At 43.9% G+C, this 13,253-nt stretch carries 15 protein-coding genes; all 15 read right to left on the bottom strand.

The genetic code is table 11. From position 1 onward, the window contains the following. Positions 1-931: 931 nt before the first annotated feature. The 15 genes from dprA to ffh all read right to left on the bottom strand — a co-directional run bounded on the left by dprA (position 932) and on the right by ffh (position 13,248). Positions 932-1,648 carry a DNA-processing protein DprA gene (gene dprA, locus D4T97_RS09550; protein WP_126050025.1) on the bottom strand — a complete coding sequence of 239 codons (717 nt, stop codon included), beginning with the start codon at positions 1,646-1,648 and terminating at the stop codon, positions 932-934. Between the two features lie 222 nt (positions 1,649-1,870). Then, positions 1,871-2,773, bottom strand: a complete 903-nt coding sequence (sucD, locus tag D4T97_RS09545; RefSeq protein WP_126050023.1) for a succinate--CoA ligase subunit alpha — start codon at positions 2,771-2,773, stop codon at positions 1,871-1,873. Positions 2,774-2,826: 53 nt separating this feature from the next. Continuing rightward, entirely contained in the window at positions 2,827-3,987 is a 1,161-nt protein-coding gene (gene sucC, locus D4T97_RS09540; protein ID WP_126050021.1) for an ADP-forming succinate--CoA ligase subunit beta, read from the bottom strand. A gap of 90 nt (positions 3,988-4,077) precedes the next feature. Further along, a complete protein-coding gene (locus D4T97_RS09535) occupies positions 4,078-4,371 on the bottom strand; it encodes an EscU/YscU/HrcU family type III secretion system export apparatus switch protein (RefSeq protein WP_126050019.1) in 294 nt (97 codons plus the stop codon). Next, positions 4,368-5,780 carry a hypothetical protein gene (locus tag D4T97_RS09530; RefSeq protein ID WP_126050017.1) on the bottom strand — a complete coding sequence of 471 codons (1,413 nt, stop codon included), beginning with the start codon at positions 5,778-5,780 and terminating at the stop codon, positions 4,368-4,370. Before D4T97_RS09530 ends, D4T97_RS09535 begins: the two co-directional genes overlap by 4 nt. A gap of 18 nt (positions 5,781-5,798) precedes the next feature. Continuing rightward, positions 5,799-6,569, bottom strand: coding sequence for a ribonuclease HII (locus D4T97_RS09525; RefSeq protein WP_126050015.1), 771 nt, complete (start codon positions 6,567-6,569; stop codon positions 5,799-5,801). A gap of 386 nt (positions 6,570-6,955) precedes the next feature. Then, positions 6,956-7,813 (bottom strand): ribosome biogenesis GTPase YlqF, encoded by an 858-nt coding sequence (gene ylqF, locus D4T97_RS09520; protein WP_126050012.1) that lies wholly within the window; start codon positions 7,811-7,813, stop codon positions 6,956-6,958. Between the two features lie 16 nt (positions 7,814-7,829). Continuing rightward, the gene (lepB, locus tag D4T97_RS09515; protein WP_126050010.1) at positions 7,830-8,369 is read right to left on the bottom strand and encodes a signal peptidase I; all 540 of its coding nucleotides are present in this window, start codon (positions 8,367-8,369) and stop codon (positions 7,830-7,832) included. 475 nt (positions 8,370-8,844) lie between these two features. Beyond that, positions 8,845-9,189: a 50S ribosomal protein L19 gene (gene rplS / locus D4T97_RS09510; protein WP_126050008.1), complete on the bottom strand. Its 345-nt coding sequence runs from the start codon at positions 9,187-9,189 to the stop codon at positions 8,845-8,847. A 139-nt stretch (positions 9,190-9,328) separates the two neighbouring features. Then, complete coding sequence (trmD, locus tag D4T97_RS09505) at positions 9,329-10,045, bottom strand: tRNA (guanosine(37)-N1)-methyltransferase TrmD (protein ID WP_126050006.1); 717 nt, start codon at positions 10,043-10,045, stop codon at positions 9,329-9,331. Then, positions 10,042-10,560: a ribosome maturation factor RimM gene (gene rimM / locus D4T97_RS09500; protein WP_126050004.1), complete on the bottom strand. Its 519-nt coding sequence runs from the start codon at positions 10,558-10,560 to the stop codon at positions 10,042-10,044. The genes trmD and rimM overlap by 4 nt, the downstream gene beginning before the upstream one ends. A gap of 4 nt (positions 10,561-10,564) precedes the next feature. Beyond that, complete coding sequence (locus D4T97_RS09495) at positions 10,565-10,957, bottom strand: YlqD family protein (RefSeq protein ID WP_126050002.1); 393 nt, start codon at positions 10,955-10,957, stop codon at positions 10,565-10,567. Between the two features lie 280 nt (positions 10,958-11,237). Continuing rightward, the gene (locus D4T97_RS09490) at positions 11,238-11,471 is read right to left on the bottom strand and encodes a KH domain-containing protein (RefSeq protein WP_126050000.1); all 234 of its coding nucleotides are present in this window, start codon (positions 11,469-11,471) and stop codon (positions 11,238-11,240) included. An 11-nt stretch (positions 11,472-11,482) separates the two neighbouring features. After that, positions 11,483-11,755, bottom strand: a complete 273-nt coding sequence (rpsP, locus tag D4T97_RS09485; RefSeq protein ID WP_126049998.1) for a 30S ribosomal protein S16 — start codon at positions 11,753-11,755, stop codon at positions 11,483-11,485. Positions 11,756-11,904: 149 nt separating this feature from the next. Next, positions 11,905-13,248, bottom strand: a complete 1,344-nt coding sequence (gene ffh, locus D4T97_RS09480; RefSeq protein ID WP_126049996.1) for a signal recognition particle protein — start codon at positions 13,246-13,248, stop codon at positions 11,905-11,907. Between the last annotated feature and the right edge of the window lie 5 nt (positions 13,249-13,253).

The raw sequence follows: 13,253 nt of genomic DNA, 5'->3' as shown, positions 1-13,253 counted from the left end.
AATAGAACAGGCGTATAGAAAAGCGAAGACGGACGCTTAGGGGCGACAAGCGCTGGAGGTCTAGCCAGTGAAGTCGTTCTTTGACTTCATTGGCTAGACCGAAGCGACCTCGAGCCCCTGCCGTCTGCAGCTAGACATTAAGAAAAGCGAAGACGCCTCGTTCAGCCCCGACAAGCATAAGACAATTCCCGAGGAGGCAGATCTTCAGCCACCACAGGGAAGCAACTGACTTCAATCACGTCATGTGATTGCATCATCGAATATGCTTCGTGCAGCTTTGCGACGAGCTGAACAAGGCTTCCTCGAATAAGCTATGGCACAGGAGCACATTCTTCCATGAGTAGTCTTCTTTGCGGGCTTATGACCTCGAGGGGCTAGGCGCCGTAGCTAGACATTAAGAAAAGCGGAAGACGGCTGTATAGGGGCGACAAGCGCTGGCCGCCTTAAATCGCCACGTCCTGTGGCTTCGGCGGCACTAGGACGTTCTGTCCGTCGAAGGGCCAGACAGTGAAGTCGTTCTATGACTTCATTGGCTGGACCGAAGCGGCCTAGAGCCCCTGCCGTCTGCAGCTAGACATTAAGAAAAGCGCAAGCGCCCTTTTAGCGACATACAAACTGAGCTCTCCGCAATGAGAAAAAGGAAACACGGCGACGAAGGCCGCCTCAGAACGCCACATCCTGTGGCTTCGGCGGCACTAGGACGTCCTGTCCGTCGGAGCCGATGTTGACTCATCAAAGTGCAGAAGGGCGAAGTTTGCTAGTCGCTGGGCGCTGAGGCTGGACAAAGAGAGTATATTTTCAAACAAATATCTATAAAAAACAGCATCTCTATTTTTGCAAAAGGAGAGCGCCTGTTCCAAGCTTCTTTTGATGAATCTATCCCACTTTCCGCAAAATTGCAAGTTTTTTTGATTTTAAGCCAAGAAAAAACTCAATCCATATATAGTTCCTCCAGGATATCGTTTCCTGAAGTGACAAGCTTGGCGCCTTGTTGTATTAGCTTGTTTGTCCCTTCTGAAAGAGGAGCCCCTATGGGTCCAGGCACAGCAAAAACCTCCCGGCCTTCTTCAAGTGCATAGTCCGCTGTAATTAGGGATCCACTTCTCACTTTAGCCTGGACAATCACCGTGCCTTTGGCTAGGCCGCTAATAATCCGATTTCTCATCGGGAAATACCATTTCTGCGGTCGCCATATCGGTGGATATTCCGAAACTAGTAAATGGCCCTTCTTTATCTGCTCCGCCAGCTGCTTATTTTCAGGCGGATATAAATGAAAGAAGCCCCCGCCTAATACGGCAATTGTCTTCCCACCCAGTTGGATTGTCAGTCTATGAGCAAAAGTATCTGTACCCTTGGCCAGACCGCTGACAATAACCATGTCTCTTTCCAAAAGGGGACCCAAAAGTGACTCAATTGCTTGCTTAGCATACACATCGGCCGTTCTCGCTCCGACTATCGCAATAGAGTTCCTTTTTAGGAGCGACTTTTCCCCCAAGGTGAACAGAGCAAGAGGCGGATCATAAATCTCTTTAAGCATCTCCGGATATTCATTGTCGTAGATAGTCACAATGGATATGTCATTGGCACGGTACTTTTCTAGAATCCTTTTTACATCAACTTTCTGAAAGTCATTGGAAAATATTTTCATGGAGGAATTTTTCAATTGAAGAAGTTGTTGAAGTTTTGAGGATGAAAAAGAATAAAGGTTTGACAAATTGGGATCATGGTGGAGTAAGTTCCTTATAGCTGCATTCCCTAATTGCGGACAATGGATCAAATGGAGCAGCCTTTCTGTAAAGATTCAGATCACTTCCTTATTATTTTTTTATTTATAATGCAGCCCCTCTATAAGAGGGGCCTTAAAAATCAATTAATGTGTTTTACATTTTTCATAGAGACCTTTATCTTTCAAGACCTTGATCAAAGTCTCACCGATCACTGAAGGAGTTTCAGCTACTTCGATTCCACATTCATTCATTACGCGGATTTTTTCATCTGCCGTTCCTTTTCCTCCTGAAATAATGGCTCCAGCATGTCCCATCCTCTTTCCTGGAGGCGCAGTACGTCCACCGATGAATCCTACAACCGGCTTTGTCATATTCGCTTTTACCCACTCTGCTGCCTCTTCTTCGGCTGTTCCGCCAATTTCACCGATCATGATGACAGCTTCTGTTTCAGGGTCTTCATTGAACGCCTTCAATACATCGATGAAATCCGTTCCGTTAACAGGGTCTCCGCCGATTCCAACTGCTGTTGACTGGCCTACTCCTGCTTCTGAAAGCTGATGTACAGCTTCATATGTCAATGTACCGGATCTGGAGACAACTCCGACATGTCCCTTTTTATGAATATAACCGGGCATGATGCCAATTTTACATTCTTCTGGAGTGATGACCCCCGGGCAGTTCGGACCGACAAGCCTAGTTTTCTTGCCTTCCATATAACTGACCACTTTCACCATATCCAATACTGGAATATGTTCAGTGATGCAGATGGCCAAGTCCAATTCAGCGTCGACCGCTTCCATGATTGCATCGGCTGCAAATGGAGCCGGCACGTAGATGACGGATGCATTTGCTCCTGTTTCCTTTACCGCTTCTTCCACTGTATTGAAAACGGGAACTCCCGCCACTTCCTGACCGCCTTTACCAGGTGTCACACCCCCGACGATCTTTGTCCCGTATTCAAGCATTTGTTCTGTATGAAAAAGGGCTGTTGAGCCTGTAATTCCCTGTACAATTACTTTTGTGTCCTTATTGACAAAAACACTCATGATTTTCCCTGCCTTTCAAATGATCTATGATTGAACGACAACAATTACTTAGCTTATTTAACCAATTCGACGATTTTCTGTGCGCCATCTGCCATGGAATCTGCAGCAGTGATGTTCAAGCCGGATTGATTAAGGATTTCTTTTCCTTTATCGACATTTGTCCCCTCGAGTCTAACGACAAGCGGCACTTCTAATCCAACCTGTTGAACAGCTTCGACTACTCCGCTGGCAATAACGTCACACTTCATGATACCGCCGAAAATGTTGACAAAAATTCCTTTTACCGCTTCATCGGACAGAATGATTTTAAACGCTTCCGTTACCTTTTCAGCAGTGGCTCCGCCCCCAACATCAAGGAAGTTAGCGGGTTCTCCGCCGTAATGTTTAATGATGTCCATGGTTGACATGGCAAGACCTGCTCCATTAACCATGCATCCGATATTTCCATCGAGAGCAATGTAGCTTAGGTCGTATTTTGACGCTTCGATTTCCTTTGGATCTTCCTCATCCAGATCACGGTATTCTAAGATATCTTTGTGTCTGAATAAAGCGTTATCATCAAAATTTAATTTTGCATCAAGAGCAATTACATTTCCATCACCTGTAACAACAAGAGGGTTGATTTCGGCAATTGAACAATCGTTATCAACAAAGGCATTATAAAGGCTGATCATGAATTTAGCTGCCTTACCGACAAGTTCGTTAGGAATATTGATATTGAATGCTATTCTGCGCGCTTGAAAACCAGTTAAACCAACGAGTGGATCAACCACTTCTTTGAAGATTTTTTCTGGTGTTTCCTCCGCAACTTCCTCAATTTCCGTACCGCCTTCTTCAGAAGCCATCAAGACCACTCTATCAGTACTTCTATCAACGACAAGACCGACATAGTACTCCTTCTTTATGTCGCATCCTTCTTCAATCAACAGGCGCTTTACCTCTTTTCCTTCAGGGCCTGTCTGATGCGTAACAAGTGTCTTGCCTAATATCTCATTAGCATATGTACGAACCTCATCCAAATTTTTCGCGACTTTCACCCCGCCAGCTTTACCGCGTCCACCGGCATGGATTTGAGCTTTTACGACAGTGACACTAGAACCGAGCTCTTTTGCAGCTTCCACTGCTTCGTCCACGGTGAAAGCAACTTTTCCACTAGGTACAGATACTCCGTATTTTCTAAGGATTTCTTTACCCTGATATTCATGGATATTCATTTTCCGTCCTCCTATCGTTACTATGAAAAAAATAGATTGCGTGTTTATTGTATTAAAATGGCGTCAGGAAGTCCACTTTTTATGGTTGCACTATTTTTTGCTTTCACCCACTTTCTGATCAAGTCGATAAATAAACGCAAAAACTTCCGCCACTGCTTCAAAAAGCTCCTCAGGTATTGTTTCGTTTAAATCAAGCTGCCCAAGCAGTTCAACAAGCGCTGCATCTTGTTGAACAGGTATTCCGCTTTCCTTTGCCGCCTCCAGGATTTTTTCGGCAGTTACACCCTTTCCCTTTGCCAGTACGACAGGTGCGTTTCCATCATCTAACTGGCCTCCAAGTGCAACTGCTTCCTTTATTTTCGGATAATGTCGATAGCTTTTCATATTTGAATATCAACTCCCGAATACGGTTTTGAACCAATATCTTGCCATTTTTTCATTTTCTGTCTGGCAGGCTGTTTAAAATGGACAGAGGACAATTCATAGTCAAGATCTTTTAGCCGTTTCTTTAAATTAGGAATAAGCACACCGGCAATTGCTTTTATTTCCGATGATTCATTAATGACTGTAATATTAGTAATCCGGTTTTGAATTTTCACATCCACCACTGTCTTGTCCAGGTTAACTAAGTCCAGATAAAACATTATCCTGCAATAGTCCGGATCGATTTTCCCGTCCTCACGGCGTTTTCCCTCCCACTGCATTGTAAGGTCGGTGCGATGTCCATATAAATCTATCGGAAGGTCAAAAAATATTTGCTGGACCGGACCCGAATCCACGGATAAAAGCTGCTGGCCGTCCATCCTATGAAGAAGCTGCTCAGCGGCATGTCTGGCGATGTGATTTGTCTTGACGTCTAAGCGACTTAGATACTGAATAAGCAGGGACTTCAGAGTCTCCGCCCCGTTAACATCCCTGTTATGAATGATGGCATGCTCACTAAACAGGCCCATTTGTCGAATCGATTGCTTTATTCTTGTCAAAGCATCTTTCCCCTGAAATACATGGGACTCTATGGTCGAGCTTTTTTGGCTTGCCTCATTCCCCCGTAACGCCGCCGGATCAATATTTGTACCTTTTCGACTCGCTTCCTTATTCAAAACCGTTTGGCCCTTCTCTGTCTGGCTTACTTTTTTTCCAAGCCGCGTATTTTGTTCATTGGTTGAACTATTTTGCCCTGAATCTTTCCCTAATGTATTGATCAAATCCAAAATCCTCTGTACAGCAGGTTCTGAATTTCCTTCCAAAATCAAAGCTGCACGTAAGGAGGCTATTATTTCAGCCATTGGGGTTTTACTTAAGGCAGCAATAAGAGACTTGTAAATGCTTTCCGAAAAAGGCATGTCTCTACTGCTCATCAGCTGAACGACTCGCAAAGCGAGGTCTTTATCCGCTGCGTCACCAACCCACTGTCCCGCCAGATGGATCTGCTCCCGCGTCAAACTGATCGGTTCCTTTGTTAAAAATTCAGCAAGTACATGGAAGCCTTTTTCGTTTGGAATAGATAATTGCCGCATGGTGGCGAGGCTATCTGTCTGTTTCGTACCAATCAATTTTAGCCTGGGCTCACCTTGTCCTGGCTCAACTTGCAGAAAGTAGCCTTTTCCGCTTTCCAGTGGCGCTTCCAACCTGGCAATCAATTTGTGTGCCCCAAGCTGTATTTCTGCATGCTGGTTCGGAAATATTTTCTGAACCTGCGCAAAAAATATTTCCCCCGGCCGCAAAGTGAGCGGTCTGTTTTGATTGGATCTGACTGTTTGAAACAATTCTGCTGTTAAAGCATGAATATCCAATTCGCCCACTCCTTCGAATTATTTCCTGGCCGCCTGAACTGGAGCAAAAGATTGACGATGAATTGGACATGGACCGCATTTTTTTAATGCATCAAGGTGAGATTTCGTTCCATAGCCTTTATGTATAGCAAACCCATATTCAGGATATTTTTGATCATATTCAACCATGAGCCGGTCACGTGTTACTTTTGCAATAATGGAAGCTGCTGCGATGGAAATGCTGTTTGCATCGCCTTTGATGATGGATTCCTGTGGATAGGGAGCATTTATTCTCATCGCGTCTACGAGCAAAAAGTCCGGTTGGAACGCCAACTCACTGACAGCCTGCTTCATCGCTTTTTTCACAGCTTCATAAATATTATATTTGTCAATATCTTCGGCAGATATGATTCCAACCCCTATAGCCTTTGCATCTTCATGAATCCGGTCAAAAAGCTGAAGACGTTTTGCTTCGCTCAGCTTTTTAGAGTCATCCAACCCGGGAATTTCGGCTTCTTCTGTTAATATGACTGCTGCAGCAACAACCGGGCCCGCCAAAGGTCCTCGTCCGGCTTCATCTATACCGCAAATCCACTCGAACCCCTGTCTTCTTAGCCGGTTTTCATGCACTAACATTCGTCTATACCGCTCAAGCTCTTCGCGTTCCTTCTCTTTTTCAGATTTCCATCTGTTCAAAAGTGTTTGGACGCCTTTTCGAGAATCCGACTGCAACTGTAGAATTACCGGGTCGTTCTCATTTTTAATTTCAGCCAAAGCGTCTTTTATTTGTGTGATTGTATAAGTTTTCATAGGTTAAAATTTCACCCTTCAATCTTTGAAAAAAATAGATATTCATTTATTCATTTTTTTGAAATACATCTATATAAATTGATATTGGGCATTCATCTAGCATTAGCCCGAGGCATAGAAATCTGATACATTGGTTGCAGTGGAAGGCGGCGACTCCTCGAAAATGCTCCGCATTTCCTTCATGAGATGCTTATTCAAAGAAGCTATTTCTGGGTCCTGCGGGAGTAGCGTAGGCCTTGAGACCCCGCAAAAGCGTCCGCCTGGAACGGAAATCAACAGTGGCTCTCATGTGAAATTATCGTTTGCAAATAGGCGTGCCTGTCACGCACAACCCAAAGTCTTCATGCAATCACGAATTTGTTCAAAAATAAAGACCCTCTCGGGTCTCATTCAAAGATATCGTCAGGCATATCAAAAGTAATATTGCCAAGCTTCTGTGTCCGAACATCCATGACCACTGTCTCTGCGGTTTTTTCATAGTCAACTTCCGCACCGGATGTCAGGCATCCGCGAAGTCTTCCAATATGGTCAAATAAATCGACCATGTCCTCAGGCAGTTCTTCAAGCTGAAACCTTTTTTTCAATTTTTCCGGATAATGGGCTTCAAGGAAGCGGAGTGCAAAAACAGCAATATCCTGCATATTCAAAAGCGAATCTTTGATAGCACCTGTCAATGCAAGCTTATAGCCTATTTCCTGGTCTTCAAACTTTGGCCATAAAATCCCTGGGGTATCAAGGAGCTCCAAGTCCTTTCCGACTTTAATCCATTGCTGGCCTCTTGTAACACCAGGGGTATTGCCTGTTTTGGCAATATTTTTCTTCGCCAGCCGGTTTATTAACGTGGACTTCCCAACGTTTGGAATACCAATGATCATCGCTCTGATAGCTCTTGGCTTCAAGCCTTTTGCTTTGCGTCGATCCCGCTTTTCCTTCAGAAGGTCTTCCGCAGCCCTTACAATTTCGTTCAGCCCCCTGCCTGCCTGGGAGTTGATTGCGAGCGCTTTATTCCCTTCATTCGAAAAGCGACGAATCCACTGCCCTGTCATTTCCGAATCTGCCATGTCCGATTTATTCAGAAGTATAAGACGCGGCTTTTGCTGTATAATTTCCTGGAGCATCGGGTTCGCAGATGAAACAGGCAGCCTTGCATCCACCAACTCAAAAACGATATCTACCAGCTTTAATTTTTCCGTTACTTCCCGACGTGCTTTTGCCATATGGCCGGGAAACCATTGGATTGTCATGACAATCACTCCATCATCACTTTACAATTCTTATATCTTTTATGGGCCAATACACAATCTGTGTATCACCGATGACCTTATCCATTGAAATTGTTCCGATATGGCGGCTGTCTTTACTCGAGCGCCTGTTGTCACCCATCACGAAAAGCTCGCCTTCAGGCACAGTCTTCTCGCCCGTGATCTCTTCCAAAGTAAAGTCTTCAGTCAGAGGGCCTTCAGGGGTCTGCTCTTTATAGGCTTCCAAATATGGCTCATCATATGCCTTGCCATTAACGTACAGCGTATCATTGACATATTCAACTGTATCGCCCGGCAGTCCAATCACACGTTTGATGTAGTCCTTCTGCTCAGGCGCATGAAATACAATGATATCAAACCGATCGGGCTTACTGAGTTTGTTTACAATCATTCGATCCCCGTTATGTAAGGTCGGCATCATTGAAAATCCATCTACAACTATCGGAGTAAAAAAAGCGTATCGAATAATTGCAGCCAATCCAACAGCAATGAGCAAGGCCTTTGTCCATTCCCAAAGCTCGTTTTTCTCCTTTGCCATATCGTCACCATCCAATCATCAACTAAAGAAGTAAGCGAAAGTTATCTCTTCTTTATTTATTGTACAGTATATTAATTGGTAAAAACACTTTTATACTTGTCATCTCGAAAAATTACAAAATGCGCACCGCCTGTTCATCGATGTGCAGAATGAACTGAAATGCAGAAACGGCTTGTTTAGCGCGGGCTAGCATAAAACAATCGCTGACAATGGCGTAGTTTGCCTTCAGAAGCGATTGACATATAACCTCGTCAAGCTATGGTAATTGGCAAGCTCATAGCAACGACATCCTGTCGCTGCTACTGCACTAGCACATCCTGACCGTCGGAGTTGGACGTAGCATGTCCCGAGTAACAAATTATAAATATTGAATTCTATAAACGATAAAAAAGGAGCTTGAACCCAAGCCCCTTTTTATCAACGGATTTTCATATCTAAGCAAGGTTTGCTTCCGTTAAGAAACCAAGCGTGAGTATTAACGAATTTCTTTAATACGAGCTGCTTTACCGCGTAGTTTACGCAAGTAGTAAAGTTTCGCACGGCGAACTTTACCGCGACGCACGACATCGATCTTAGCAATTCTTGGTGTATGAACAGGGAAAGTACGCTCAACACCTACACCGTAGGAAATTTTGCGGACAGTGAATGTTTCGCTGATTCCGCCGCCACGGCGTTTAATGACTACACCTTCAAACAACTGGATACGCTCGCGAGTTCCTTCAACAACTTTCACGTGAACACGAACTGTGTCACCAGCGCGAAATGCAGGAAGATCTGAACGCAATTGTTCTTTAGTCACTTCTTCAATTAATTTGTGCATCGTATTCATCTCCTTCCAACCGATGCTCTTGCAAAAGATTTACTCGCAGCGGAACACCGTAGTTACAGACTGACAATCCGAAATTGTCACAGTCACAAAGGTAATAATATCATATTGCAACTTCATTTACAATCAGTTTTCAAACATCAGGACCGTTTTTTTCACTTTCATTACTGATGTATTTTTCATAGAGATCGGGCCGGCGATTTTTAGTCCTTTTTAATGACTCATTATGCCTCCAGTCTCGTATTTTGCTATGGTTTCCCGACAAGAGGACCTCTGGAACCTTCATTCCGCAAAAGTCGGCAGGCCTAGTATAATGGGGGTGTTCCAGCAAGCCGGTTGAAAAGGAATCCTGAGGAGCAGAATTTTCATTCCCCAGCACACCCGGCAGCAATCGTACAACAGAGTCTACGACAACCATTGCCGCCAGCTCCCCGCCTGTCAAAACAAAATCTCCGATAGAAATCTCATCCGTAACAATATGCTCCCTGATACGTTCATCGTACCCCTCATAATGTCCGCAAATGAAGACCAAGTGATCTTCCTTTGCCAATTCCTCCGCTTTTTTTTGGTCGAAACGAGCGCCCTGAGGACACAGTAAAATGACACGTGATTTCCCGCTGTCTTTCTGGACATGGGACACCGCGTCGAAGATTGGCTGCGGCTTAAGCACCATTCCTGCGCCTCCGCCATATGGGTAGTCATCGACAGTTTTATGCTTATCGGTGGAAAAATCTCTAAAGTTGGTAACGTGATAAGAGACTGCATCTTTTTCTGCAGCCTTTTTTAAAATAGAAGACCCGAATACTCCGGAAAACATTTCAGGAAACAGGGTCAATATATCGATCCTCATGACAGTAAACCCTCCATAGGATCTATGATGACCTTTTTCTCTTCGATGGATACTTCTTTAACCACATCTGGAATGTAAGGAATCAATATGTCCTTTCCGTTTTTCCCTTTGACAACCCATACGTCATTTGCGCCAGGGGTCAAAACTTCTTTAATGATCCCTATATCCTCACCCTGTTCGGTATAAACGTGGCAGCCGATGATTTCAAAAAAATAAAATTCTCCTTCTTCCAGTTCACTCAACTGGTCCTCTTTTATTTTTAAGAAGGATTGCTTCCAAGGTTCTACATCATTGATATTGTCATATCCTTCAAAACTCAGAAGGTCAAAGCTCTTATGCTTTCTATGTGTTTTCACTGTTAATGGAGTCGGTTCCTGATGGTTTCCGAGGAATAGATAAAGGGTGCTGCCGGGGGCATATCTTTCATCTGGAAAATCGGTTGAGGAGATGACCCGCACTTCTCCGCGGACGCCATGTGTATTAACGATTTTCCCAACATTAAACCAGTTGTCCATATCTTCATCTCTCCCTGATTTCTGCAATAATGCCGTCTTTTACAATGATTGTTTTACCATTGACGACATTTTCCCATTGGTCTCCCACTTGGATATCAACCAATACTTGTACATCCTGGTCCTTTAGTTCACTTCCGTACGGAAGCATCCCAAGCTGCTCTATTTGAAAATCAATAAGCCTTATTTTCTCCTTGCGTAAATCGATTTCTTTATCAAACTGAGCTTTTAGACCTGCTGGTGAGAACTTCTTGGTTCTTTCAAGTTTTTTCATTTCAAAAAGAAGTTGGTCACATTCCTTTTGCAGCTGTTGTTTTGAAACCATATATTTTGAAGAAAGTTCTTCTCTGCTCTTTTCAGTTAAAACCTGTTTGACGGTGACTGTTTGGATAATTTTCACAATCTCATCCTCCGCCTTAGTTTTCTCGTTTTTAGGAAACTATAAAGTTTAAAGCTCTATTCGGATTATTCTACGTCCAGCTCCGACGGTCAGGATGTCCTAGGCAGCCGAAGCCACAGGACAAGGAAAGCTGCGACAGCATTACATCGTACGAAGGAAAAGCGTCAGCTTTTTCAAGGATATAGGGTTTTGAGAGGCCAGCGCCTATCGAGTAACAGACTCCCCGCCTCCGCATTTGTTCCTTTTACAAGTTCAAAAAAAGGGGGGTGTTTCGGCCCCCCTATTCGTCGATTTCTAAATAAATCCTCTTATGTTGTTTTGATCCTGCTGCGGCGTATACGACCGTTCTAATGGCTTTTGCCACCCTGCCATGCCTGCCTATCACTTTTCCGATGTCATCTTCGTGAACAGATAAGTGATAAGTAATACGTTTCTCTTCTTCATTCATACGTACATGGACATCTTCAGGATGATCAACAATCGGCTTCACAATCGACATAATCAACTCTTGCATATCTATCACTATTATTTGCTATTTTTAGCGTTATGATATTTCTCCATGATTCCTTGTTTGGAGAACAAGTTGCGTACAGTGTCAGATGGTTTAGCACCATCTTGAAGCCATTTTAGTGCACTTTCTTCGTTGATGTCAACAATCGCTGGGTTTGCCACTGGATTGTATGTTCCCACTTCTTCAATGATACGACCATCACGTGGTGAACGGGAATCTGCAACAACGATACGATAGAAAGGAGATTTTTTTGCTCCTAAACGTTTTAAACGAATTTTAACTGCCATTTTACATAGCACCTCCGAAAAGTTTTACACAAAATAGTATATTATCAATGTGTGTTTTGTTTGTAAAGTGTTTTTTCTTAACACGTTAAAAATTAGTTTTGTTAACCTAGCATATACGCCTTTTCAAACAGGCGCTTCCGCTTTTCAGGTCACATAAAAGGAAACTTAAACCCTTTCTTTTTGCCTTTTTGCTGCATGCCAGTCATCTGTTTGAGCATTTTCTTCATCTCTTCAAACTGCTTTAGCAGACGGTTGACCTCCTGGATAGTCCTTCCGCTTCCTTTTGCAATGCGACGGCGTCTGCCTGCATTGATGATTTCAGGACGCTCCTTTTCCTCTTTCGTCATCGATCTGATAATCGCTTCGACATGTCCAATCTGCTTTTCATCGACCTGGATATTATCCAGACCTTTCATTTTATTGGCACCAGGCATCATTTTGATCAATTCATCAAGAGGACCCATGTTTCTAACTTGTCCCAACTGATCAAGGAAATCATCGAACGTGAAGGAAGCCGTCCGGAACTTATGCTCCATTTCTTTGGCCTTTTCTTCATCAACGTTAGCCTGGGCTTTCTCGATCAGCGTAAGTACATCGCCCATTCCAAGTATCCTTGAGGCCATCCTTTCAGGATGAAACGGCTCAAGGGCATCCATTTTTTCACCCATACCGACAAATTTAATCGGCTTTTGGGCTACAGAACGGATAGACAGTGCAGCACCGCCCCGGGTATCCCCGTCTAATTTGGTTAAAATGACTCCCGTGATGTCCAACTGTTCATTGAAATTCTGGGCCACGTTCACAGCATCCTGTCCAGTCATAGCATCGACAACAAGAAATATTTCGTCAGGCTGCGCCAATTCCTTGATATCCCTTAACTCCTGCATCAATTCTTCATCAATATGAAGACGTCCAGCAGTATCGATCAATACATAATCACAATGCTCTTCCTTGGCCTTTTCAATACCTTGCCGGACAATTTCAACTGGACTGACCTTGTCCCCAAGTGAAAAAACAGGCATGTTCAGCTGTTTTCCTAGTGTCTCAAGCTGTTTAATCGCAGCTGGACGGTAAATATCCGCCGCAATGAGAAGCGGTTTGCGGTTATAGCTTTTCCGCAGCAGGTTGGCAAGCTTTCCAGTAGTTGTCGTTTTACCTGCCCCTTGCAGACCGGACATCATAATGACAGTCGGCGGACGTTTGGCGACAGCAATTTTGCTTTGTTCGCCGCCCATTAGCTCTGTCAATTCTTCTTTAACAACTTTGATTACTTGCTGACCAGGAGTGAGGCTTTTCATCACTTCCTGACCTACCGCTCTTTCGCTTACCTTTTTCACAAACTGTTTGACTACTCTAAAGTTGACATCCGCTTCAAGAAGTGCAAGACGAACTTCCCGCATCATCTCTTTAACGTCTGCTTCAGTCACTTTTCCTTTTCCACGAATCTTTTGGATGGTCGTCTGCAAGCGGTCGGCCAATCCTTCAAATGCCATAAGAT

This window comes from Siminovitchia acidinfaciens (assembly GCF_003605385.1).
GTDB classification, from domain to species: domain Bacteria; phylum Bacillota; class Bacilli; order Bacillales; family Bacillaceae_C; genus Siminovitchia; species Siminovitchia acidinfaciens.
This window is presented reverse-complemented; position numbering and strand designations above follow the sequence as displayed.

Bases quoted from the DNA above. Each gene is read 5' to 3' on its own strand.
- dprA (WP_126050025.1), bottom strand. From the start codon at position 1,648: ATGAAAATATTTTCCAATGACTTTCAGAAAGTTGATGTAAAAAGGATT.
- sucD (WP_126050023.1), bottom strand. From the start codon at position 2,773: ATGAGTGTTTTTGTCAATAAGGACACAAAAGTAATTGTACAGGGAATT.
- sucC (WP_126050021.1), bottom strand. From the start codon at position 3,987: ATGAATATCCATGAATATCAGGGTAAAGAAATCCTTAGAAAATACGGA.
- D4T97_RS09535 (WP_126050019.1), bottom strand. From the start codon at position 4,371: ATGAAAAGCTATCGACATTATCCGAAAATAAAGGAAGCAGTTGCACTT.
- D4T97_RS09525 (WP_126050015.1), bottom strand. From the start codon at position 6,569: ATGAAAACTTATACAATCACACAAATAAAAGACGCTTTGGCTGAAATT.
- ylqF (WP_126050012.1), bottom strand. From the start codon at position 7,813: ATGACAATCCAATGGTTTCCCGGCCATATGGCAAAAGCACGTCGGGAA.
- lepB (WP_126050010.1), bottom strand. From the start codon at position 8,369: ATGGCAAAGGAGAAAAACGAGCTTTGGGAATGGACAAAGGCCTTGCTC.
- rplS (WP_126050008.1), bottom strand. From the start codon at position 9,189: ATGCACAAATTAATTGAAGAAGTGACTAAAGAACAATTGCGTTCAGAT.
- trmD (WP_126050006.1), bottom strand. From the start codon at position 10,045: ATGAGGATCGATATATTGACCCTGTTTCCTGAAATGTTTTCCGGAGTA.
- rimM (WP_126050004.1), bottom strand. From the start codon at position 10,560: ATGGACAACTGGTTTAATGTTGGGAAAATCGTTAATACACATGGCGTC.
- D4T97_RS09490 (WP_126050000.1), bottom strand. From the start codon at position 11,471: ATGCAAGAGTTGATTATGTCGATTGTGAAGCCGATTGTTGATCATCCT.
- rpsP (WP_126049998.1), bottom strand. From the start codon at position 11,755: ATGGCAGTTAAAATTCGTTTAAAACGTTTAGGAGCAAAAAAATCTCCT.
- ffh (WP_126049996.1), bottom strand. From the start codon at position 13,248: ATGGCATTTGAAGGATTGGCCGACCGCTTGCAGACGACCATCCAAAAG.